The 23,277-nt window shown below is 61.4% G+C and carries 18 protein-coding genes and 1 pseudogene; 7 read left to right on the forward strand and 12 right to left on the reverse strand.

The features are described 5' to 3' along the window. Positions 1 to 2: 2 nt before the first annotated feature. Together phnG and phnF are read right to left on the reverse strand one after the other, a co-directional pair. A complete protein-coding gene (gene phnG, locus AC6BYQ_RS20110) occupies positions 3 to 446 on the reverse strand; it encodes a phosphonate C-P lyase system protein PhnG (RefSeq protein ID WP_498057429.1) in 444 nt (147 codons plus the stop codon). Further along, positions 447 to 1,175 (reverse strand): phosphonate metabolism transcriptional regulator PhnF, encoded by a 729-nt coding sequence (gene phnF / locus AC6BYQ_RS20115; RefSeq protein WP_498057430.1) that lies wholly within the window; start codon positions 1,173 to 1,175, stop codon positions 447 to 449. It abuts the gene before it with no gap. 227 nt (positions 1,176 to 1,402) lie between these two features. Between phnF and AC6BYQ_RS20120 the strand changes: the two genes are divergently transcribed. The 4 genes and pseudogenes from AC6BYQ_RS20120 (at position 1,403) to AC6BYQ_RS20135 (ending at position 4,460) form a co-directional block, all read left to right on the forward strand. Then, on the forward strand, positions 1,403 to 2,458 hold the full coding sequence (locus AC6BYQ_RS20120) for a permease (RefSeq protein WP_498057431.1): 1,056 nt from the start codon (positions 1,403 to 1,405) through the stop codon (positions 2,456 to 2,458). 49 nt (positions 2,459 to 2,507) lie between these two features. Next, positions 2,508 to 2,732: a hypothetical protein gene (locus tag AC6BYQ_RS20125; RefSeq protein WP_498057432.1), complete on the forward strand. Its 225-nt coding sequence runs from the start codon at positions 2,508 to 2,510 to the stop codon at positions 2,730 to 2,732. A 130-nt stretch (positions 2,733 to 2,862) separates the two neighbouring features. Continuing rightward, positions 2,863 to 2,976: pseudogene (locus tag AC6BYQ_RS20130) on the forward strand (replication initiation protein); the annotation flags it as partial. 308 nt (positions 2,977 to 3,284) lie between these two features. After that, positions 3,285 to 4,460, forward strand: a complete 1,176-nt coding sequence (locus AC6BYQ_RS20135; RefSeq protein ID WP_498057433.1) for a GTPase — start codon at positions 3,285 to 3,287, stop codon at positions 4,458 to 4,460. 196 nt (positions 4,461 to 4,656) lie between these two features. Here the strand turns inward: AC6BYQ_RS20135 and nrdG are convergent, their stop codons facing one another. From nrdG to AC6BYQ_RS20150, 3 genes are all read right to left on the reverse strand, one after another. Continuing rightward, complete coding sequence (gene nrdG, locus AC6BYQ_RS20140; protein ID WP_160125698.1) at positions 4,657 to 5,121, reverse strand: anaerobic ribonucleoside-triphosphate reductase-activating protein; 465 nt, start codon at positions 5,119 to 5,121, stop codon at positions 4,657 to 4,659. Between the two features lie 168 nt (positions 5,122 to 5,289). Continuing rightward, on the reverse strand, positions 5,290 to 7,428 hold the full coding sequence (nrdD, locus tag AC6BYQ_RS20145; protein ID WP_309530827.1) for an anaerobic ribonucleoside-triphosphate reductase: 2,139 nt from the start codon (positions 7,426 to 7,428) through the stop codon (positions 5,290 to 5,292). A 244-nt stretch (positions 7,429 to 7,672) separates the two neighbouring features. Beyond that, on the reverse strand, positions 7,673 to 8,587 hold the full coding sequence (locus AC6BYQ_RS20150; protein ID WP_498057434.1) for a LysR family transcriptional regulator: 915 nt from the start codon (positions 8,585 to 8,587) through the stop codon (positions 7,673 to 7,675). 105 nt (positions 8,588 to 8,692) lie between these two features. Between AC6BYQ_RS20150 and AC6BYQ_RS20155 the strand changes: the two genes are divergently transcribed. Continuing rightward, the gene (locus AC6BYQ_RS20155) at positions 8,693 to 9,217 is read left to right on the forward strand and encodes an NAD(P)H-dependent oxidoreductase (RefSeq protein WP_049187806.1); all 525 of its coding nucleotides are present in this window, start codon (positions 8,693 to 8,695) and stop codon (positions 9,215 to 9,217) included. A gap of 28 nt (positions 9,218 to 9,245) precedes the next feature. Here the strand turns inward: AC6BYQ_RS20155 and treC are convergent, their stop codons facing one another. The 3 genes from treC to treR form a co-directional block, all read right to left on the reverse strand. Then, the gene (gene treC / locus AC6BYQ_RS20160; protein WP_498057435.1) at positions 9,246 to 10,910 is read right to left on the reverse strand and encodes an alpha,alpha-phosphotrehalase; all 1,665 of its coding nucleotides are present in this window, start codon (positions 10,908 to 10,910) and stop codon (positions 9,246 to 9,248) included. Positions 10,911 to 10,977: 67 nt separating this feature from the next. Further along, positions 10,978 to 12,393, reverse strand: coding sequence for a PTS trehalose transporter subunit IIBC (treB, locus tag AC6BYQ_RS20165; RefSeq protein ID WP_019453304.1), 1,416 nt, complete (start codon positions 12,391 to 12,393; stop codon positions 10,978 to 10,980). A gap of 137 nt (positions 12,394 to 12,530) precedes the next feature. After that, the gene (gene treR, locus AC6BYQ_RS20170) at positions 12,531 to 13,478 is read right to left on the reverse strand and encodes a trehalose operon repressor TreR (RefSeq protein ID WP_019453303.1); all 948 of its coding nucleotides are present in this window, start codon (positions 13,476 to 13,478) and stop codon (positions 12,531 to 12,533) included. A gap of 422 nt (positions 13,479 to 13,900) precedes the next feature. Here treR and mgtA point away from each other — a divergent pair, with 422 nt between their 5' ends. Together mgtA and AC6BYQ_RS20180 are read left to right on the forward strand one after the other, a co-directional pair. Further along, complete coding sequence (gene mgtA / locus AC6BYQ_RS20175; RefSeq protein WP_019453302.1) at positions 13,901 to 16,609, forward strand: magnesium-translocating P-type ATPase; 2,709 nt, start codon at positions 13,901 to 13,903, stop codon at positions 16,607 to 16,609. A gap of 267 nt (positions 16,610 to 16,876) precedes the next feature. Then, positions 16,877 to 19,264, forward strand: a complete 2,388-nt coding sequence (locus tag AC6BYQ_RS20180) for a beta-N-acetylhexosaminidase (RefSeq protein WP_498057436.1) — start codon at positions 16,877 to 16,879, stop codon at positions 19,262 to 19,264. A 52-nt stretch (positions 19,265 to 19,316) separates the two neighbouring features. Here the strand turns inward: AC6BYQ_RS20180 and ridA are convergent, their stop codons facing one another. The 4 genes from ridA to AC6BYQ_RS20200 form a co-directional block, all read right to left on the reverse strand. Then, positions 19,317 to 19,703, reverse strand: a complete 387-nt coding sequence (gene ridA, locus AC6BYQ_RS20185; protein ID WP_019453299.1) for a 2-iminobutanoate/2-iminopropanoate deaminase — start codon at positions 19,701 to 19,703, stop codon at positions 19,317 to 19,319. Positions 19,704 to 19,859: 156 nt separating this feature from the next. Next, positions 19,860 to 20,324, reverse strand: a complete 465-nt coding sequence (gene pyrI / locus AC6BYQ_RS20190; RefSeq protein ID WP_019453298.1) for an aspartate carbamoyltransferase regulatory subunit — start codon at positions 20,322 to 20,324, stop codon at positions 19,860 to 19,862. Between the two features lie 12 nt (positions 20,325 to 20,336). Then, a complete protein-coding gene (gene pyrB, locus AC6BYQ_RS20195) occupies positions 20,337 to 21,272 on the reverse strand; it encodes an aspartate carbamoyltransferase (RefSeq protein WP_019453297.1) in 936 nt (311 codons plus the stop codon). A 298-nt stretch (positions 21,273 to 21,570) separates the two neighbouring features. Next, a complete protein-coding gene (locus tag AC6BYQ_RS20200) occupies positions 21,571 to 23,139 on the reverse strand; it encodes an ABC transporter substrate-binding protein (RefSeq protein ID WP_498057437.1) in 1,569 nt (522 codons plus the stop codon). Between the last annotated feature and the right edge of the window lie 138 nt (positions 23,140 to 23,277).

The following is a 23,277-nucleotide window of genomic DNA, read 5'->3' on the forward strand; positions in this document are numbered from 1 at the left end:
GCTTAATCCCCTCGCACCAGCGTAAAGAAGTCCACCCGGCTGGAGGCGATCGCCCGGGCACGCAGCTGGCGCTGCTCGTGCTGCAGCGCGGCCAGCGGCGCGATCAGCTGTTGTTGCAGGCGCTCGCCGTGTTCCGGCTGTTGCAGCAGCGCATCGGCCAGCGCGCACAGCTCGGCGTGCGCCTTGTCGCGCCCGGCGATATAGCTGTAGCCGTAGCCGCCGTTGTCCAGCTGCACCACCGCGCGGGTGACCGTCATGTCCCCCAGCACGAAGCGGCGGCCGGTGGCGCCCATGCGCCCCTGCAGCTGGGCCAGGCCGATCTCCGGCGCGCGGATGCTGTGGTAACTTGGGCTGAGGTTCAGCGCCTGCCAGTGGCTGCGCAGCTGCTCGGGCTGGCTGTGCGCCAGCACCGACATCCAGCGTTGTCTCGACTCTAAGGCGTGCATTCAGTGCTCCATCGTCAGTTCAATCATGTCGGCACGGGCCAGGCTGACGGAGTATTCCGCCACGTCTTCGCCGCCGCTGCGGACGTTAAGGGTGCGCACGCACAGCAGCGGCGCGTGGGTGGCGATCTCCAACAGCCGGCTCTCTTTGGCCTGTGCGCGGCGCGCGCTGATGCGCGTCTGGCGGCGGGTCAGCGGCTGCTGCAGGTGCTGCTCGATAAACTGGTGCAGCGAACCGCTGTGGAACTGCTGCAGCGCCGGCCACCAGTCCAGACCGGGCAGATAGTGGTCGATCACGCTCATCGGCACGCCGTTGACCCGGCGCAGAGTGCGCAGGTGGATCACCATTTCGCCTTCCTCACGCGAGAGCGCGCTGGCGACATGCCCATTGCACGGGCGCAAGACGGCGAGTAAGCGCTCACTGGTGGGATGGCTGCCCTGCTCGAACAGGTTCTGGCTGAAGCGGGTGTTGGCGTGCAGCGGGTAGTCGTAAGGCCGCATCAGCACCAGAATGCCGACGCCGTGGCGGCGCTGCAGCCAGCCGCGCTCCACCAGCTGATCCACTGCGCGGCGCAGGGTGTGGCGATTGACCTGATAACGCTCGGCCAGCTGCTGTTCCGAAGGCAGGTAGTCGCCGCAGCGGTACTGCGTGCGCAGCTCCTGTTCCAGCTGCGCGGCGATCTGCTGATAGCGGGTGGGGTAAGTGGTCGGATGTCTAGATAACTCCATCATAATAAAAACCTCGTCATACCGATGGCTGTGCGATGAAGGCGGAAGCGGTGCGTTTCATCGTGCGTCTACCCTGTGGTTTTCACGTTGGCATCATGGTGACGGGCGCAGATGACAATCGCGTTACGCCTTGGTGGCGAACAGATGAACTATTTAGGACAGCCCGAACGTGCACGGGCGGCGGCGGCGCGCTATGCTGGCGCCACTGTTGACTGACTCTGGCCGCTACCATGCCGCAACCTCTGAACGCCCCTGAACACGCCCCACGCGCTTGGCCGCTGTGGAAACCGATCCTGTTTCTGCTGGTGGTGGCCGTCGGCCTCTACTACGTCAAATGGCAGCCTTACTACGGCAAGGCCTTCGTGGCGGCGGACAGCCATTCGATCGGCAAATCGATCCTGGCCGACGGCGCCGCGAGCCCCTGGCTGGCGGCCTGGCAGTACGCGCTGGTCTACTTCACCGCGGTGTGGAAGGCGGCGCTGCTCGGGGTGCTGTTAGGTTCGCTGGTGCAGGTGCTGATCCCGCGCGACTGGCTGGCGCGCACGCTCGGCCACCGGCGTTTTTCCGGCACCGTGCTGGGGGCGCTGATCGCGCTGCCGGGCATGATGTGCACCTGCTGCGCCGCGCCGGTCGCCGCCGGCCTGCGCCGCCAGTCGGTGTCCAGCGGCGCCGCGCTGGCCTTTTGGCTCGCCAACCCGGTGTTGAACCCGGCGACGCTGGTGTTCATGGGGTTTGTGCTCGGTTGGCCGTTCGCCGCCATCCGCCTGGTGGCGGGCGTGGTGATGGTGCTGGGCATCGCCTGGCTGGTGCAGCGCGTGACCGCCAACGATCCGCAGCCCGCCGCGCCGCAGCCGCCGGTGCTGACGGCGCAGAGCGATGAGCAGCCGTTCCTCGCCCGCTGGGGCAAAGCGCTGTGGGCGCTGTTTTGGTCGACCATCCCGATCTACGTGCTGGCGGTGCTGGCGCTGGGCGCGGCGCGGGTCTGGCTGTTCCCGCACGCCGACGGCGCCGTCGACAATAGCCTGCTGTGGATTATCGCGCTGGCGATCGTCGGCTGCCTGTTCGTTATCCCCACCGCGGCGGAGATCCCGATCGTGCAGACCATGATGCTGGCGGGCATGGGCGCCGGCCCGGCGCTGGCGCTGCTGATGACCCTACCTGCGGTCAGCCTGCCTTCGCTGCTGATGCTCAACAAGGCCTTCTCCGCCCGGGCGCTGTGCCTGACGGCGGCACTGGTGGCGCTGTGCGGCGTGCTGACCGGCGTGGTGGGGATGGGGTTGGTGTAACTTACCGTTGCTGATGAGGGTCTGATGCTGTCTCAAGGAGGAGACGGAAATGGGACAGCGGAATAAACCTGAAATGGACGTAGAGGCGATGTTCGTGGAGCAAGCGCTGCGTGAAAGGGTCGATGCCGCCTTTGCACGCTTAAGAAACGGCACCGCGGTTTATCTCAGCCATTCGGAGGCAGAAAAACGTTCAAAGCGAAAATCCGGGAACGTTATTGGCGGGGGGATTGAGGGGGATTCGTTCAGGGCTGGGCTGGCAGGTTTCTACGAATAGAACTGCCAGGCGGCTTTGAGCGATAAGCAGACGTTTGCTATATAGGTATACTGATGTGCTTGTCTGAAGTTTTCTAAAAAGTAATAGTCCATTTTGCCGGGATACTTAGGGCCTGCTTGTTGACAGAGCTAATGCCGCGAGCAGCAAAGAAATCCTTATCGATTATGGCTTAGGCCATAACTGCACGCTCTTCGACAAGAATCGTAAGTGGGCATACCGCGCTATTCACGAGGGCTCTCCTGGATAAGATCAGTGGTTGCAAGTCTGCCATGAATACACCAGCGAAAATAATCTGCAATTTGCATTGTATTGGAATAAAATATTGTAATTATAATAGATGACAGGATTTTGATTGAATCAAAGTAAAAAAATCGAAGTCATCTTTTGAGTAGGGTGTAAAAAAATACTAAAATCAAATATTCATTCTTTGCGTGGCAATAAAAACAAGGTTGGTGAATTGCCTTTTAATCCTGAATCAGTAGAATCAAGAAACCATAGTTAAAAAATGGTAGTAGATAGAAGTATTTATTATCGATAATTAAAGAGGTGATTATGTCTGGTTCTTATGAAGAGTTTCTTGGTGATTCCTTTGACTACAGCTCGCAAACTTTCAATGCTGAAAAAGCAAAGCAGGAAGCAGAGGAAAAAAAAGAGAAATTCAATATTATATTATTTGGTGCGACTGGCGTTGGAAAAAGCTCATTAGTTAATGCTGTTTTTGGCGAGGAAATAGTTAAGTCTGGAGTTGGTAAACCAGTTACACAGCACTTGAAGAAAATTAAAGTACCGAAAAAAGGATTGGTTTTATGGGATACTAAAGGAATTGAATCGAAAGATTATGAGGGGACAATAAATAATTTAAAAAAAGAAATTAAATCTAGTTTTGATAGCTACTCTCATTTGGATGATGTCCCACACCTTGGCTGGATGTGCATTGATGCTTCAGGCGCCAGGGTTGAACCAAGAGATATAGAGCTTATTGGAATATTAAAAGAGTATGAGATACCTATTGTAATAGTATTCACTAAAACTCTTGAAGAAGACACAGATGAGTTTGTTCATGAAGCCATCAATGAGATTGACAAGCATCATGGAAGTTATGTTGCAGATAATTATGTGCGAGTTAATTCAAAAGACAGGAAAATAGGTAAATTCATTGTTCCTGTTAGTGGGCTTGATGATTTGGTAGATATGAGTTTTAAATGCCTCCCCGACGCTAAGAGGGGAGCAAAGCAAGCATTAAAAAAGGCTCAAATGGTTAAAATGGGCGAACGACTTGAAGCTATGAAAAATGGCGCGAGAAATATTGTTCATGGAGCTTCTGCTGCTGCTGGCGCTGTAGGTGCTTCTCCTATACCCGGGTCTGACGCTCCATTAATTGCAGCAGTACAAAGTGGAATGATATATAAAATCAATGCTGAGTTTGAACTGGATACATCTACATCAACAACGACATCGGTTGTTGCGGGAATTCTTGGAGTTACAGCAGTCGCTCAAGTTGGCAAGGCCGTTGTTTCTAATGCATTAAAATTTATTCCTGGCGTGGGTTCCCTTCTCGGTGGTGTAATCTCAGCAGCGACAGCTGTCGCACTCACCCAAGCTGTAGGCCAAGCGTACATACAAGTTCTAGTTTCTTACTACAACAAGGAAACCGGAATTGTAGAGTTACCTGAAAGCGCCACTTCAATACTCTCAGTATTTAAAGAACATTTTTCCTTCAAGAAATAGATGTGAGAAAATAACAACCTATATCAGATAACCGCCCCCTCTTAAAAGGGGGCTTTATTCACTGAGGGTGTTGAAGCTGACATGTTCCCCGTATCATAAAATAAAATGATACCAACAACGTCCGCTTCTGGCACAAACCCGCCCATCAGATTAACTCCATACCGTAGCTCTGCCAGGCCGAGTCTGGTCGGTCAGCTCAACGCAACCTATGCACCACCTGGTTGCTGCTGCCGCGCCAGATCAGCGCCGGGTCTTTCAAATCCTGCACGAACTTGCCGTCGATCAGTACGTTGATCCTGTCCACCACCTGCATTTGCTGTGCGTCCAGCTCCGCCAGCCGGTAGCCGGTCCACAGCCAGATATCCTTGCCGGGGCACTCGGCGCGCACCCGTTTCACCAGCGTTAAGATGCTTGGCACGTTGGCCGGGTGCAGCGGATCGCCGCCGGAGAGCGACAGCCCCTGGCGCGGCACGCGTGTATCGTTCAGATCGGCGATGATGCGCTCTTCCAGCGCCGGGGTAAACGGCTGGCCGGAGTTGAGCCGCCAGGTGCTTTTGTTGTAGCAACCGGGGCATTGGTGCACGCAGCCGGCGACAAACAGCGTGCAGCGGGTGCCGGGGCCGTTGACCACGTCGATCGGGTAATACTGGTGATAATTCATGTGAGGCCTGCCCATCAGGCTATTTTACTGGCCATCTTGCCTCCGGGCAGTGCTCCCAATCCTCACGTACTGCGTGTACGCTGCGGTTTGTTCGCGCTGGCCGAAGGCAAACTGGCTGCGACAATCACGCCTGATGAACAGGCTTCTGCATAGGCTGTACGGCGCTTTTCAGCCGAGCTGCCCATTACCGAGGTGTTTCACCCGGCGCTTCACCTCTTCCTGCTTGCCGGCGTTGAACGGCCGGGCATCGGGGCTGCCGAGATAGCCGCACACCCGGCGGGTGACCGAGACCTTGGCCGAATCGTGGTTGCCGCATTTCGGGCAGGTGAAGCCTTTGCTGGTGCAGGAGAATTCACCGGTGAAGCCGCATTCGTAGCACTCGTCGATCGGCGTGTTGGTGCCGTAGTAAGGCACCCGGCTGTAGCTGTAGTCCCACACGTCTTCCAGCGCCTTCAGATTGTGCTGCAGGTTCGGGTATTCGCCGTAGCAGATGAAGCCGCCGCTGGCCAACGGCGGGTAGGGCGCTTCGAAGTCCAGCTTGTCGTACGGATTGACCTTCTTCTCCACGTCGAGGTGGAAGCTGTTGGTGTAATAGCCCTTGTCGGTAACGCCCGGCACCACGCCGAAATCGGCGGTGTCCAGCCGGCAGAAGCGATCGCACAGGTTCTCGCTCGGCGTGCTGTAGAGGCTGAAGCCGTAGCCGGTCTCGTCCTTCCAGGCGTCGACGGCGGCGCGCAGCCGCGCGACGATCGCCACCGCTTTGGCGCGCAGCGCTTCGTCGTCATACACGTGGTTTTCGCCGCCGAACAGCGCGTTGATGGTCTCGTGCAGGCCGATATAGCCCAGCGAAATTGAGGCGCGGCCGTTCTTGAAGATATCGGCGATGTTGTCGTCGGCCTTGAGCCGCACGCCGCAGGCGCCTTCCATGTACAAGATTGGCGCCACCCGCGCCTTGATGCCTTCCAGCCGGGCGATGCGCGTCATCAGCGCCTTTTTCGCCAGCTGCAGGCGCTGATCCAGCAGCGTCCAGAAGCGCGACTCATCGCCCATCGCCTCCAGCGCGATGCGCGGCAGGTTGAGGCTGATGACGCCGATGTTGTTGCGGCCGTCGTGCACCAGCTCGCCGTCCTGCTCGTAGGTGCCGAGGAAGCTGCGGCAACCCATCGGCGTTTTGAACGAGCCGGTGACCTTCACTACCTGATCGTAGTTGAGGATGTCCGGGTACATGCGCTTGCTGGCGCACTCCAGCGCCAACTGCTTGATGTCGTAGTTCGGATCGCCGTACTGGTGGTTGAGGCCGTCGCGGATGGCGAACACCAGCTTGGGGAACACGGCGGTCTTGCGGTTTTTGCCCAGCCCGGCGATGCGGTTTTTCAGGATTGAGCGCTGGATCAGGCGCGACTCCCAGCTGGTGCCGAGGCCGAAGCCGAAGGTGACGAACGGCGTCTGGCCGTTGGCGGTGTGCAGGGTGTTGACCTCGTACTCCAGCGACTGGAAGGCGTCGTAACACTCTTTCTCGGTGCGCGCCATGGCATAGCCTTTGGCGTCCGGGATCTGCCACTCTTCCGCCACCTGCAGGTGTTTGCGGAAGCTCTCGTCGACGAACGGCGCCAGAATTTCATCGATGCGGTTGATGGTGGTGCCGCCATAGATATGGCTGGCGACCTGGGCGATGATCTGCGCGGTCACGGCGGTGGCGGTGGAGATCGACTTCGGCGGCTCAATCTCGGCGTTACCCATCTTGAAGCCGTTGGTCAGCATGCCTTTCAGATCGATCAGCATGCAGTTGAACATCGGGAAGAACGGCGAGTAGTCGAGATCGTGGTAGTGAATTTCGCCGCGTTCATGGGCCAGCACCACGTCGCGCGGCAGGATGTGCTGCTTGGCGTAGTGTTTGGCGACGATGCCCGCCAGCAGGTCGCGCTGGGTGGGGATCACCTTGCTGTCCTTGTTGGCGTTCTCGTTCAGCAGCGCGCGGTTGCTCTGCTCGACCAGGCCGCGAATCTCCTGGTTCAGGCGGCCGCGCAGCTCGCGCGCCACGTCGCGATCGTGGCGGTATTCGATATAGGCGCGCGCCAGCTGCTTGTATTCGCCGGCCATCAGCTGGTTTTCCACCGCCTGCTGGATCTCGTGGATATCGACGCGCGGCTGTTGCTGCATGCGCTGAGCGACCACGCGGGCGACGGTGGCGCAGTAGTCGGCGTCGACCACGCCAACCGCCAGCGCGGCGCGCTCGATGGCCTGCGCGATGCGCGCTTCGTCAAAAGGTACCTGGCAACCGTCCCGCTTAATCACTACTGGTTTCACGTTGTACTCCTTGTTCCCCGAGGGAGCGTTCATACCCGCCTGACGCGGCGAGCAACCGTCAAATTTCGCTTATCCACAGGGCAAAGCCGCAGCGCGCAAGGGCTGTGGCGACGTGTGGATGATTTTGTGGATAACTACTATATATAGGTGTTCACAATTCTTAATGCACTATATATAGATATTGGCGCGATTCTTTTGATGTAGAACAAGGAAAACGGAAGAGCGTGTGCAAGCTGAACAGACGTCAATCGCCCGCCGGCCGATCGCGAAAATGTTCCAGCAGAAAATCGACCCAGGCGCGCACCCGCGGCGGCAGATCCGCCGAAGCGTAATAGAGCCACAGCTGCACCGGGCGCGGCCAGCATTGCGCCAGCACCGGCCGCAGCGTGCCTTGCTCGAAGTGCTTTTCAACGTACCAGCGCGCCAGGTTGACGATGCCGAGCCCGGCCAGCGCCGCATCCAGCAACATCTCCGGCCGGCTGACCACCAGCCGGCCGCTCAGATCCAGCGCCAGCGTTTCGCCCTGATGGCGCAGCTGCCATTTGACGTGGCGGCCGTTGCCCGGGTTGCGGTGCAGCAGGCAGTCGTGGCGCAGCAGATCGTGCGGCGTTTGCGGCTCACCGCGCCGCGCCAGATAGTCGGGCGAGGCCGCCAGCACCATATGCATCGGGTAGAGCGGGCGGGCCACCAGCCGGCTGTCGGGATCGACCCGGCTGCCGATGCCGACGTCGAAGCCTTCGCCCACCAGGTTCACCACCCGGGCGTCCAGCGACAGATCGAGATCGATCTGCGGATAGCGCGCCAGAAATTGCGGGATCAACGGCATCAGCATCTGGCGGCCGAAGCCGGGGATCATGCTGACGCGCACCACCCCGGCGGGCGCCTGCCGTTCGCCGCCGGCGCTCTCCAGCGTGGCCGCCAACGCCTGCCACAGCGGCGCCACCTGCGCCAGCAGCGCTTTGCCCTCGTCGGTCAGCAGCACGTTGTGGGTGTTGCGCTGAAACAGCCGCAGCGCCAGCTTCTCTTCCAGCACGCGGATGTTTTTGCTGACCGCCGCCGGCGTCACGCCCAGCTGGCGAGCGGCGGCGGAGAAATTTTGCGCCTGCGCGGCGGCGAGGAAGGCCGGCAGCAGGCGGTGCACGTCAAAGGGCAGCGACATAGTGGTTGATACTTTTGGTTGAAATTGAAGTGACCTTTAACAGCCTACACCCGAAGCGGCAGAAATGGAAAAATGCCCTCATCTTCTTATGACCGAGGAATCGTTATGTCGCGCATTTTAGTGTTAACTGCCCACCGTACTCCCGACGAGTCGCGCATCAACAAAGCGCTGATCGCGGCGCTGAGTCCGTTGCCCAACGTTACCGTTCACGAACTGATCCGCGCGTACCCGGATTACCGCATCGACGTGGCGCGCGAGCAGGAACTGCTGCAGAGCCATGATGCGGTAGTGATGTTGTTCCCGTTTTATTGGTACAGCTCGCCGGCGATCCTCAGCGAATGGCAGGATGCGGTATTAACCTACGGTTTCGCCTACGGCAGCGAAGGCACCCAACTGCACGGCAAGCCGCTGCAGCTGGTGGTGAGCACTGGCGGCAACGCGCAGGCCTATACGGCGGAAGGGTACAACCGTTATCCGGTGCAGGATCTGCTGCTGCCGTTCCACGCCATGGCCAACCTGACCGGCATGGATTATCTGCCGCCGCATCTGGTGCAGGGTGTGTTCGACATGAGCGATGAACGCCTGGCGCAAGAGGCCGCCGGGGTGGTAGCGCTGCTGGGGAAATGGTAGGGCGCAGCGCTCGCCGCGCCCTGCGGGGTTAGTCTTCGAGCAGCCACCACACCGCTTCGAACGGCCGCAGCGTCAGCGCCTGCGGCTGGTCTGCCGAGTCGCTGTAGTTGCTCATCAGCGGGCGCCACTGGGCGGAAGGCTCCACGCCCGCCGCCGTCCAGGCCTGCGGCTCGCGGCTCAGGTTGGCCACCACCAGCAGGCGCTGGCCGTTCCAGCTGCGCTGATAGCACCACAGTGCCGGGTGTTCCGGCGCCAGATCCTGATAGTCGCCGTGGGTCAGCAGCGGGTACTGCTTGCGCAGGGTGATCAGCTGGCGATAGGCGTAAAACACCGAGTCGAGATCGGCCAGCGCCGCTTCGGCGTTGATCTGCGGGTAGTTCTCGGCGCAGCCGATCCACGGCGTGCCGGTGGTGAAACCGGCGTGCGGCGCGGCGCTCCACTGCATCGGCGTGCGGCCGTTGTCGCGCGATTTGTCGGCCAGGATCGCCAGCAGTTCGGCATCGCTGCGGCCCTGAGCGCGCAGTTCGGCGTACATGTTCAGGCTTTCCACGTCGCGATACTGTTCAATGGCGCGGAAGCCGGGGTTGGTCATGCCGATCTCTTCACCCTGGTAGATATAAGGTGTGCCCTGCATGCCGTGCAGCACCATCGCCAGCATTTTGGCGGCCGGCAGCCGCAGTGCGCCTTCATCGCCGAAGCGCGACACGATGCGCGGCTGATCGTGGTTGCACCAGAACAGCGCGTTCCAGGCGCGGTTGTGCATTCCTTGCTGCCAGTGGCGGAAGATCTGCTTCAGCTCCACATAATCCGGCGCCGCCCGCGTCCATTTTTCGCCGCCGGCGTAGTCCACCTTCAGGTGGTGGAAGTTGAAGGTCATCGACAGCTCTTCGCCGCTCTGTACCGCGTATTGCTGGCAATGCTCGAGCGTGGTGGAGGACATCTCGCCCACCGTCATCAGGCCGCGCGGCTGGAACACGTCGCGGCTCATCTCCTGCAAGAACTCGTGGATGCGCGGGCCGTCGGTGTAGAAGCGGCGGCCGTCGCCCTGGCTGTCGGACGGGAAGTCCTGCTGTTTGGACACCAGGTTGATCACATCGAGGCGCAGGCCGTCGACGCCTTTATCCGCCCAGAACTGGCACACTTTCTTCAACTCTTCGCGCACCGGCGGGTGTTCCCAGTTGAGATCCGCCTGCTCGGCGGCGAACAGGTGCAGGTAGTACTGGCCGCTGTCGGCGTGCCACTGCCAGGCGTTGCCGCCGAACTTGGAACGCCAGTTGTTCGGCGGCGTATCGCCTTCGCCGTCGCGCCAGACGTAGAACTGACGATACGGGCTGTGGCGATCCTGCGCGGCCTTGAACCACGGGTGCTCGGTCGACGTGTGGTTGAACACCATGTCCATCACGATGCGAATGCCGCGCTGGTGGGCGGCGGCGACCAACTGCTCGAAGTCCGCCATCGTGCCGTAAGCCGGATCGATGGCGCAGTAGTCCGCCACGTCATAGCCGTTGTCCACCTGCGGCGATACGTAGACCGGCGTCAGCCAGATGGCGTCGACGCCCAGCTCCTGCAGATAGTCCAGCCGCCGCGTCACCCCGGCCAAATCGCCGTAGCCGTTGCCGGTGCTGTCCTGAAAACTCTTCGGATAAATTTGGTAGATGACGCCGTTCTGCCACCAGGGGGTTGGGTTGCTCATAGCTGTATACCTTTGAATCGTGACAACGAGCCTGCGCGAGCAGGCTCCTACATTCATTTTGCGTGAATCAAACCGGCAGCTCGCCGCGGGCGGCCTTGCGTTTGTAGACCATGATGGTCAGCACCAGCGGGATGACGATCGCCACCAGAATCGCCAGCGAGTAAATCAGCCAGAACTGCGGTTTGATAGACAGGATGCCCGGCAGGCCGCCGACGCCGATGCCGTTGGCCATCACGCCGTCCAGGCCGCAGATAAGGCCGGCGATTGCGGAGCCGATCATCGCGCACAGCATCGGGAAGCGGTATTTGAGGTTGATGCCGTACATCGCCGGTTCGGTCACGCCGAGATAGGCGGAGATCGCCGCCGGCACCGAGATTTCACGCTCGTTGGCCTTGCGGCTGATGATGATGATGCCGAGCACCGCCGAAGCCTGCGCGATGTTGGACAGCGCAATCAGCGGCCATACCGGGGTGCCGCCCATGCTCTGGATCATCTGCATGTCGATAGCCAGCGTGGTCTGGTGCACGCCGGTGATCACCAGCGGCGCATACAGGAAGCCGAACAGCGCGGCACCCACCGGCGCGAAGCTGCCGGTCATCACCGCTTTCACCGCCCAGGCGACGCCGTCGCCGATCATGCGGCCGAACGGCCCGATCAGCGCGTGCGCCAGGAACACCGCCAGCAGCAGCGAGACCACCGGCACCACCACCAGATAGAGATAGTCGGGGACGATCTTTTTCAGCCGGGTTTCGATCCAGCCCAGCGCCATGCCCGCCAGGATCGACGGGATCACCTGCGCCTGATAGCCGACTTTCTGGATCACGAACCAGCCGAAGTTCCACACTTCCGGCGTTTGCTGGCCGAGCAGGTAGGAGTTCATCAGCTGCGGCGACACCAGGGTCACGCCCAGCACGATGCCGAGCACCGGCGTGCCGCCCATCTTTTTCACCGTCGACCAACAGATGGCCACCGGCAGGAACATGAAGATCGCTTCACCCAGCAGCCACAGGAAGTCGTAAACGGTTTTCCACGCCGGGTGCATCTGCGCCAGCGTTTGGCCGCCGGACATCGGGATGTCGCCGATCACGTTGCGGAAGCCGAGGATCAGACCGCCGCTGATCAGCGCCGGCAGCAGCGGGAAGAAGATCTCGGCGAAGTGGGAGATGGTGCGCTCGGTCCAGGTCATGTTCTGGCGTGCCGCCACCTTGGCCTGTTCCTTGTCGGCCTCGTTGACGCCGGTGCTGGCGATCAGCGCCTGATAGTAGTCGCCGACGTCGGTGCCGATCACCACCTGGAACTGCCCGGCGTTGGTGAAGCAGCCTTTGACCATCGGCAGCTCTTCGATTTCCTTTGGGCTGGCCTTGCTGGGGTCATTGAGGACGAAACGCAGCCGGGTAATGCAATGGCTGACGGTGGCGATGTTCTCGCGGCCGCCGACCAAAACAATCAGGCGATCAATATCCTGCTGTTTTACTTTGCTCATTATGGGATACCTGCAGAGGTGTTGACTGAGTAATGATCAAAGCTTAGCCACTCGGCTTTTTGAATGAAATGGGAACGTTCCCGGTTTGGGGCGAGGATCACAAAATGACAAAAAATGGTCAACTTCTAAGCAGGTCGTCAGGACAGTTTGCTGGGCACCACCAGGCGGCGGATCCCCTGTTCGCCGCTGAGCTGCGCCAGCAGCTGCTGCGCGGCCAGCAGGCCGGCGCTGCCGTAGCCGAACTCAACAGACAGGGTATCGGGGAACAGGAAGCTGAGCAGCGGGGTGTTGCCGATGGCGCACACCTGAATGGCGCGCGCCGGCTGCTGCTGCAGGTATTTGATCGCGCCGAGGGCGATGCTGTCGGAGGCGCAGATCAGCGCGCTGGTGTGCGCATCGATCACTTCGGCGGCGTGCTGGAAACCGCTCTGGTAACTCAGCTCGCCCAGCGTGGCGCGCGGCGTGAGCTTGAGGCGTTCACAGGCGTCGAGATAGGCCTGGTAGCGGCGCTGGCCGGTGGTGGCGTCGCTGAGCTGCACCCCCAGATAGCCGATATGCCGATGCCCCTGCCGGTACAGACGATCCATCAGCAGGTTCACCGCGCCGGCGTCGTCGTAGCAGACGGACGAGAAGCCGTCGTATTCGCGCACCATCACCACCATTTTTTCCTGCCAAGGTTTGAGCATCGCCGCGGTAAGGCCGGTGAAGCCGAACAGGATCACGCCGTCGACGTTGCGCTGGTGCAGCACGTGCAGGTGTTCCTGCACCAGGCGGGTTTCGAACTGGCTCTCCATCACGATCGGGTCGAAGCCCTGCTGGTACAGCAGCGGCAGCATGGTGCGCACCGCCTGGTTCTCCGACGGCGAATCGAGACGGGAAACGATGATGCCCACCACCTTGTCGCTCTGGCCGCGCATGGCGCGCGCCGACTTGGAGGGGGTAAACCCTTGCTGACGGATCACCGCTTCCACCCGTTCGCGGGTTTGCGGGCTCACGCTGCCTTCATTGTTCAGCACGCGTGAGACGGTGGATTTGCCTACGCCGCTCAGGCGTGCGATGTCCTTGATGGTCAGCCGGTTTTGCATGGTTTACTTGTCGTTTAGGTTGTAAGGCGTAAATTGACGGCCAATAATGAATGCCCGTCAGCATAGCTCATTTTCCGACGCGGATCTTGATGCAAAACGGGATTGTGACATTGCGATGAACGGCCGCTCCTGCCGCTCTGTTTTTCCCTTTACCGGAGGTTATACCCCATATGGACCCCGACCCGACTGCTTTAGACACTCACTCGGTTCTCCGGTAAAACCTCTCCGCCTGGCGCTGCTGTTTTACCGGTGAAGTACATCACGGTAACCGGTGGCGCGCGCTTCGTCGTTCGCTCCTGCTGCTGAAAAAAGAATAAGGATCTGCATTGGCAGAGGCTTTTTGGCGTGCCCGCCATCCGCCCGGCCGATGACGATCCCCGTTTACCCGCTGCCGTGAGGCACCGGGCGACGAGGTGCGAACCATGAAACTGAAAAAACTCCCCCGTCAGCTGCTGGGCCTGTTCGCCCGCGGCCTTCCGCGCCGTTTGGTGCGCCGCGACAGCCTGCTGGACAGCGTCAGCGGCGCTGCGCGCGATATGCCGGCCGGCCTGGCGCAGCAGCGGCTGGAATGTGCCGCCGCAGAGACGATGCAGCTGTTTGAGCGTTTCCACAGCCACCCGGAAGGCATCACCGCCCATGAGGCGGAACAGGTGCGCCAACGCTGCGGCGAGAACGTCATCGACGATCAGCAGAAAGAGGCCTGGTGGCAACACCTCTGGCACTGCTACCGCAACCCGTTCAATCTGCTGCTGACCGCGCTCGGCATGATCTCTTACGCCACCGAAGATCTCACCGGCGCCTTGGTGATCGCGCTGATGGTGCTGATCTCCACGCTGCTGAACTTCATCCAGGAGGCGCGTTCCAACCGGGCGGCCGATGCGCTGAAAGCGATGGTGAGCAACACCGCCACGGTGATCCGCAGCGATGCGCTCACCGGCAGGAGCGAGCACGTGGAGCTGCCGATCGCGCAGCTGGTGCCGGGCGATATCATCAAGCTGGCGGCCGGCGACATGATCCCGGCGGATCTGCGCGTGCTGTCGGCCAAGGATCTGTTCATCAGCCAGGCGGCGCTGACCGGCGAATCGCTGCCGGTGGAGAAATCTGCGGCGCCGCAGGCGCTGGCGGCCGATCCGCTCGATTGCCAGAACCTGTGCTTCATGGGCACCAACGTGGTCAGCGGCACCGCGCTGGCGATGGTGATCGGCACCGGCGGCAGCACCTATTTCGGCCAGCTGGCGCAGCGCGTCACCAGCCAGGATGAGCAGCCGAACGCCTTCCAGAGCGGCATCAGCAAGGTCAGCTGGCTGCTGATCCGCTTTATGCTGGTGATGACGCCGATCGTGCTGCTGATCAACGGCTACACCAAGGGCGATTGGTGGGAAGCGGCGCTGTTCGCGCTGTCGGTGGCGGTCGGGCTGACGCCGGAAATGCTGCCGATGATCGTCACCTCGACGCTGGCCAAAGGGGCGGTGAAGCTGTCGCGCCAGAAGGTGATCGTCAAACGGCTGGACGCCATCCAGAACTTCGGCGCCATGGATATTCTGTGCACCGACAAGACCGGCACCCTGACCCAGGACAAGATCGTGCTGGAGCGCCACACCGACGTGTTCGGCGCCAGCAGTGAGCGGGTGCTGCGCTACGCCTGGCTGAACAGCTTCTACCAGACCGGGCTGAAAAACCTGCTCGACGTGGCGGTGCTGAGCTGCGCGGAGCAAAATCAGCAGCCGGAGGCGCTGCAGCACTACCGCAAGGTGGATGAAATCCCGTTCGACTTTGTGCGCCGCCGCATGTCGGTGGTGGTGGCCAAAGACAACGAGTATCACGAGCTGGTGTGCAAGGGCGCGCTGGAAGAGATGCTGGCGATTTGCAGCCACGTGCGCCACGAAGACGAGGTGATCCCGCTCAGCGAGGCGCTGCTGGCGCGCATTCGCCGCATCACCGACGATCTCAACCAGCAGGGGCTGCGGGTGGTGGCGGTGGCCAACAAGATCCTGCCGGCGCAAACCCATGAATACGGCGTGGCGGATGAATCGGACCTGATCCTCGAAGGTTACGTCGCCTTCCTCGATCCGCCGAAGGAGAGCACCGCGCCGGCGCTGGCGGCGCTGAAACAGAATGGCGTCACGGTGAAGATCCTCACCGGCGACAACGAGCTGGTGGCGGCCAAAGTGTGCCGGGACGTCGGGCTGGCGGCCGATCACCTGCTGCGCGGCAGCGAGATCGAGCTGATGGACGACGAGCAGCTGGCGCAGGCGGCGGCGCGCACCACGGTGTTCGCCAAGCTGACGCCGCTGCACAAGGAGCGCATCGTCAAACTGCTGCGCCGCCAGGGGCACGTGGTGGGCTTTATGGGCGACGGCATCAACGATGCGCCGGCGCTGCGCGCGGCCGACATCGGCATCTCCGTCGATTCGGCGGTGGACATCGCCAAGGAAGCGGCGGACATCATTCTGCTGGAAAAAAGCCTGATGGTGCTGGAGCAGGGGGTGATCGAAGGGCGCCGCACCTTCGCCAACATGCTGAAATACATCAAGATGACCGCCAGCTCCAACTTCGGTAACGTGTTCAGCGTGCTGATTGCCAGCGCCTTCCTGCCGTTCCTGCCGATGTTGCCGCTGCACCTGTTGATTCAGAACCTGATGTACGACATCTCACAGATCGCCATCCCGTTCGATAACGTCGACGACGATCAGATCACCCAGCCGCAGCGCTGGAACTCCGCCGATTTGGGGCGGTTTATGGTGTTCTTTGGGCCGATCAGTTCAATCTTCGACGTGCTGACCTTCAGCCTGATGTGGTGGGTGTTCAAGGCCAATACGCCGGAAATGCAGACGCTGTTCCAGTCCGGCTGGTTCGTGGAAGGGCTGCTGTCGCAAACGCTGATCGTGCACATGATCCGCACGCGCAAAATTCCGTTTATCCAGAGCCGCCCGTCCTGGCCGCTGTGCATCATGACGCTGGCGGTGATCGCCACCGGCATCGGCCTGGTGTTCTCGCCGCTGGCCGGCTTCCTGCAGCTGCAGGCGCTGCCGCTCGCCTACTTCCCGTGGCTGGTGCTGATCCTCGCCGGTTACATGGTGCTGACCCAGTGTGTGAAAGGCTGGTTCGTGCGTCGCTACGGCTGGCAATAACCCGTTCGCCCCCTCCGGCCGGGAGGGGGCAATTGTGATCCCGTCCGCTTTTTCACCGCAACGGTTGGACATCTGTTCTGTGCTGAGTCTTTATCTACAGCGTTGGCTGTTTTCCCCTGCGCCTTTCAAGCCCGCGCGTTGTTGGCTGTACGCCCGCCCCCCAGTTACTTAGCAGACCTAAGCGCCTGGGGATGCGGGCACTTGCCGCCTAGCGGTGGTTTGAAATTCATTGGGGATATTTTGTTTTTTTCCTCTGAGGAATTTCCGATGCACAGACCTTTCCGTTATACGCTACTGGCTTCATCGTTATGGCTTTCTTGCGGCGCGCTGGCGCAGCCGGCGGGCGATCTGCCGCTGATGCCCTGGCCGCAGCAGGTGGAAGTGACGCAACCGGCGGGCAAGCTGGTGCTGGATCACCGGCTGGCGTTAAGCCTCCAGGGCGACGATCTGGGCGACGCGCTGCCACGCTGGCGTCAGCGCATCGAACTGCAGACCGGCTGGACGCTGGCGCCGAGGGAAGAAGCGAACGGCGCGGCGATCAAGGTGGTGATCAAGGACCGGGTGGCGGCGCAGCCGCTGCCGGGCAGCGACGAAAGCTACCGGCTGGCGGTGACGCCGCAGGGCGCTACGCTGACCGCCAACACCCGCTTCGGCGCGCTGCGCGGCATGGAGACCCTGCTGCAGCTGCTGCAGACCGACGGGCAAAACACCTTCCTGCCGCTGGTGGACATCCGCGACGTGCCGCGCTTCCCGTGGCGCGGCGTCTTGTTGGATTCGGCGCGTCATTTCCTGCCGCTGCCGGACATTCTGCGCCAGCTTGATGGCATGGCGGCGGCCAAGCTCAACGTGTTCCATTGGCACCTGAGCGACGATCAGGGCTGGCGCTTCGCCTCCGAGCATTACCCCAAACTGCAGCAGCAGGCCAGCGACGGCCAGTTCTACACCCGCGAGCAAATGCAGCAGGTGGTGGCTTACGCCACGGCGCGCGGCATTCGCGTGGTGCCGGAGATCGACATGCCGGGGCACGCCTCCAGCATCGCGGTGGCCTATCCCGACCTGATGAGCGCGCCGGGGCCGTATCGCATGGAGCGCGAGTGGGGCGTGCATAAGCCGACGCTCGATCCGACCCGTGACGAGGTTTATCAGTTTGTCGACGCGATCGTCGGCGAGCTGGCGGCGATCTTCCCCGATCCTTATCTGCACATCGGCGGCGACGAGGTGGACGCCAGCCAGTGGCGGGCGTCGCCGTCGATTCAGGCGTTTATGCAGAAGAACGGGCTGGCGGATACCCATGCGCTGCAGGCCTACTTCAACCAGAAGCTGGAAAAGATCCTCGAGAAGCACCAGCGGCAGATGGTTGGCTGGGATGAGATCTACCACCCGTCGCTGCCGCGTTCGATCGTCGTTCAATCCTGGCAGGGGCAAGACTCGCTGGGTGCCAGCGCCCAGGACGGCTATCAGGGCATTCTCTCCACCGGTTTCTACCTCGATCAGCCGCAAAGCACCGCCTATCACTACCGCAATGAAATTCTGCCGCAGCCGCTGGGGGTCGAGACGGCGGTACAGCCCGGCGAGCAGGCGCAAAGCTGGCACTTCAGCATGCCGCGCCTGAAGGGCAGCGCGGTGGAAGGCAGCTTCACGCTGATCGAGGGCAAGCAGGGCTGGCGTGGCTTTATCGATTTCAACGGCAAGTCGCGCCGCGCGGTGCACGACATCGTCTGGCGCACGCCGCAGCAGGTGACGTTCCGCGTCGATACCTGGATGGGCGACACGCGGCCGGTATTCACGCTGCAGCAGGACAAGCTCAGCGGCTATACGCTGGTCGGCAACGTGCGTTACCCCACCAGCGGCGACAAGCTGGCGGCGGCGGCGGGCAAGATGCCGGTGGTGCCGGACGAGAAGGGGCAGGCCAACATTCTCGGCGGCGAAGCGGCGCTGTGGGCGGAAAACGTGCGCGCGCCGCTGCTCGATATCAAGCTGTGGCCGCGCGCCTTCGCGGTGGCGGAGCGGCTGTGGTCGGCGCAGGACGTCACCGATGAAAGCAACATGTACCGGCGGCTGGCGGCGATCGACGCCTGGTCGGTGGTGTCGGTCGGCCTGCAGCAACATGCGGAAACGGCGCGCGAATTCACCCGCCTGAGCAACAGCGTGCAGATCGCGCCGCTGCAGATCCTGGCCGAGGCGGTGGAACCGGCGCAGTATTACACCCGCCAGCACTTGAAGTTCCAGGCCGGCAACTATCACCAGTTCGAACCGCTGAACCGCTTTGCCGATGCGCTGCCGCCGGAGAGCGAGGCGGTGCGCGCCATGCATGCCCAGGTCGCGGCCTTGTTGCAGGATAAACGCGATAAGGCGGCGGCGCAGGCGCTGCGCGAACGGCTGCTGCGCTGGCAGGCGAACGGCGCAGCGCTGCAGACGGCGATCGCGGGCAACCGCACGCTGCGTGATCTGGCGCCGGTGGCGCAGGACGTCGGCACCCTGGCCACGCTGGGCTTAACGTTGCTGGAGCGCCATCAGCAGGAAAAACCGCTGAGCCGGGCCGAGGCCGAGCAAGCGCAGCGCCAGCTGGATGCGGTGGCGCAGACGCGCGACGAAGTGGTGATTGCGGCGGTATACCCGCTGGAGGCGCTGCTGCGTGGTCTTAAAACAGAGTGAGGACAAATAAAAACGGCCAGTCTGCACTGGCCGTGATTCGCGTACGTGTCGATTAACGACGCACGGCGATGGCTTCGATTTCGATCTTCACGTCTTTCGGCAGACGCGCCACTTCCACGCAGGAGCGGGCCGGGAACGGCGCGCTGTGCTCGGTGAAGAAGGCTTCGTACGCGGCGTTGACGGTGGCGAAGTCGTTCAGGTCTTTCACGAACACGGTGGTTTTCACGATGTCGGCAACGTTCAGGCCGGCGGCTTCGACGATCGCTTTGACGTTTTCCAGCGACTGGCGCGCCTGAGCGGCCACGTCGTCGGCGACGGCGCCGGTTTTCGGATCGACCGGGATCTGGCCGGAAGTGATGATCATGCTGCCCAGATCAACGCCCTGCACATAAGGACCAATGGCTGCCGGGGCGAGTTCAGTGCTGATGTTACGTGACATGTTTTCTCCTGATAGACCCGTTGTCTTTCACGCCGCCGCGCGGTCGGCCGCAGCGTGAAATTCGGTGGGTAGCAACGTGGGTAGAGTTATTTTCAGGCATCCATTATAGGGAGTGACGCGCAGATTAACAGCGCCGCTCCCGCAAAGGGGCAGAATTCAGTCCGCCTGCAGCACCACCTGATGCTCGAACTCTTTTTCGCAGTAGCGGCACTTCAGGTGCACTTCGCCATCGCGCGGCTTCACGCTGAAGCTCGACGCCACCGGCTCGCTGCGGCTGATGCAGTTGCCGTTCGGGCAGGTCAGCACGCCGTCGATGTGGTCCGGCAGGCTGAGAGTCAGCTTGCGCACCACTTCATAGTTATCGATGCGGTTCACCGTGGCCTTCGGCGCGTACATCGCCAGCTGGTTGGCCTGCTGTTCGGTCAGGAAGGTGTTCTCGATCTTGATCAGATCCTTGCGGCCCAGCTCGTTGGAAGGCAGGTTCAGGCCGATGGTGATGCGCTGGTCGGTGGCGGTCAGCTTGAACAGCGTCAGCAGTTTGAAACCGATCTGCGCCGGAATGTGGTCGATCACCGTGCCGCATTTGATCGCTTCGACCTGCAGTTTGTTGTCATGAGTCATGGCGGTTCCCCCTTAAAGAGCCAAATCTGCGTTGAGCACCAGCGCCAGCAGCGCCTGGCGGGCGAAGATGCCGTTGCCCGCCTGCTGGAAGTAGTAAGCGTGCGGCGTTTTATCCACGTCGGTGGCGATCTCGTCGATGCGCGGCAGCGGGTGCAGCACCTTGAGGTTGGCGCGCGCGCCGGCCAGATCCGCGGCGCGCAGCACGAACTGCGCCTTCACGTTGGCGTACTCGGACGGATCGAGGCGCTCTTTCTGCACCCGGGTCATGTAGAGAATATCCAGCTCCGGCACCACTTCTTCAATGCTGCCGTGCAGGCTGTACTCGATGCCTTTCTCGTCCAGCATTTTCAGGATATAGGCCGGCATCGCCAGCGCATCTGGGGCGATGAAGTAGAAGCGGTTGCCTTCGAACTTGGCCAGCGCCTGGGTGAGCGAGTGCACGGTGCGGCCGTACTTCAGGTCGCCGACCATGGCGATGCTGAGGTTGCTCAGGCGGCCCTGGGTTTCCTGGATGGTGAACAGATCCAGCAGGGTTTGGGTCGGGTGCTGGTTGGCGCCGTCGCCGGCGTTGAGTACCGGCACGTTGCCGGAGAACTCCGAAGCCATGCGCGCCGCGCCTTCCTGCGGGTGGCGCATCACGATGGCGTCTACGTAGGTGCTGATCACCGAGATGGTGTCGGCCAGGGTTTCGCCTTTCTTGCCGAGCGAGGTGTTGCTGCCGTCGGCGAAACCGACCACCGAGGCGCCGAGGCGGTGCATCGAGGTTTCGAACGACAGGCGGGTACGGGTCGAGGCTTCAAAGAAGCAGCTGGCGATCACCTTGTGTTTCAACAGCTCCGGCTGCGGGTTGGCTTTCAGACCGGCGGCGGTGCGCAGCACCAGCTCCAGATCCTCGCGGCTGAGATCGTTAATAGAGATGATGTGTTTGTGATACAGCGGGTTGGCCATTTTTCACTCCTCCTCGACGCGTGCCCGTGGCGCGGGACTTTGGGATATTCTCAAGGCAAAAAAAAGCCCCTCAATGAGGGGCTTGAAACGATCGGTTTAGCAACAGGAGAAACAACGGCAGCTGGCCGCCGATAGGCAGTCGGTTTTGTCGATTGCGGCTAACAAAACAAACGTCGTTTTTCATGCTTTCTCCTGGCAAATTGTGGCGCATTATACTCGCGCTTTTCGCCACTGCAAGCGTTAAAACGCCGTTTTTTGCCGCCCCGCAATCGATTGGCCGACGGTGGCCGCCCGCCGGCTATTTGCTGACGCGATCGTAGTAGACCATGTCGGCGTTCAACCCCTGTTGATAGCCTTTGACGTTGTCGCGCAGCACCACCTCGGTTTTGGCCTGATCGATAAATACGTACGGCGAACTGCGCTGCAGCTCCTGCTGCATGGCGGTGTACAGCGCACGGCGCTTGGCCGGATCGGCTTCGGCCAGCGCCGCCAGCGTCTGCTTATTCAACTGCGGGATCTGCCAGCCGTTCAGCCCGGCCACCGTGCTGCTCTTGCCGTCGTTGTAGGCGAAAGCGCTGGCGTTGGAGTGGGCATCGAAGTAATCCGGGATCCACAGGCGGATCGCCGCCTGGTGCTGTCTGGCGCGCACGCGGGAGTAAACCTGGCTGCCGGCGGCCGGCAGCAGCTCGACCTTCACGCCGGCGGCGGCGAAGCTGCCCTGCAGCGCCTGCGCGATGGTGATGAACGGCGGTTTGTTCTCCACGTCCAGCGTAAAGGCGGCGTGGGTGATCCCCGCCTTGGCCAGGATGGCTTTCGCCTTGGCCGGATCGTAGCTGAATGGGTTGGTCTCCAGCGCGCCCGGCAGCCCGACCGGCAGGAAGCTCTGGTGCACGAAGTATTGGCCCTTCAGCAGATCCTGGGTGATGCCCTGATAATCCACCAGATAGCGCGCCGCTTCCCAGAAGGCCGGGTTGCTCAGCAGCGGATTGGCGCCGTTGCCGGCGTTGAACACCAGGTAGTTTTGCTCGGCGGACGGGATCTCCAGCACCTTGACGCCGGGCTGGTTCTTCAACGTGTCGGTCTGATCGGCGCCCAGTTCGCGGGCGATATCGGCGTCGCCCTGCTGGATCAGCAGGCGGCGGGTGGCCGGATCCGGTACGTTTTTAATGATGATGTTTTTCAGCTGCGGCTTGTCGCCCGGCGAGGTGGGGTTGGCGTCCAGCACGATCGCCTGATGCGGCTGATAGACGCGCATCTTGAACGGGCCACTGCCGGCGGAGTGCATTTTCAGCCAGGCGTTGCCGAAGTCGCCGTCCTTGACGTTGGCCAGCGCTGCCTTGCTGTCGACGATCGAGGCGATCGGCGTCGAGAGGATATTCAGTGCTACCGCCGGGCTGACGTCCGCCGTCCAGCGCAGCTGCACGGTATGTTCGTCGATCTTCTTCAGCTGCGCGTCGATGTTGTCCGGCTGCCAACCGAGCACGTTGAGGATGAACGCCGGCGATTTGTTCATCTTGACCGCGCGGCTGTAGGAGAAGATCACGTCGTCGGCGGTCAGCGGGTTGCCGGAGGCGAACGCCGCCTGCGGCCGCAGTTTCACCGTCAGCGTTTTGGCCGCCGCATCGCTCTGCCAGCTTTCCGCCAGCACCGGTGCCACCTTGGCCGGATCGTCGCGATCCGCCTGCACCAATCGTTGATACAGGCTGGGCACCGTCTGGATGCTGGAGAGTTCGTTGGCTTCCGCCGGATCGAGGCTGACGATGTCATCCAGCGATTGCACCACCACCAGCGTATTCGGCGGCGTGGCGGCTAACGCGGCGGCGGGCAGGGCGGCGAGCAGGAACAGCGGCAAGAGTTTGGCTTTCATCGGTGTATATCCCCTGAAGGCGCCACAAGGCGGCGCTGAGAACGGTTTGTTATCGTTGGTTTTTACGGCGCGGGCGCCGTCGGCCTGTCACGGTAGAACCTTTGCCGGCGGTGGGCAAAGGTCAATCCGCTATTTGAT

It is taken from the genome of Serratia sp. LTN-2 (genome assembly GCF_059740205.1).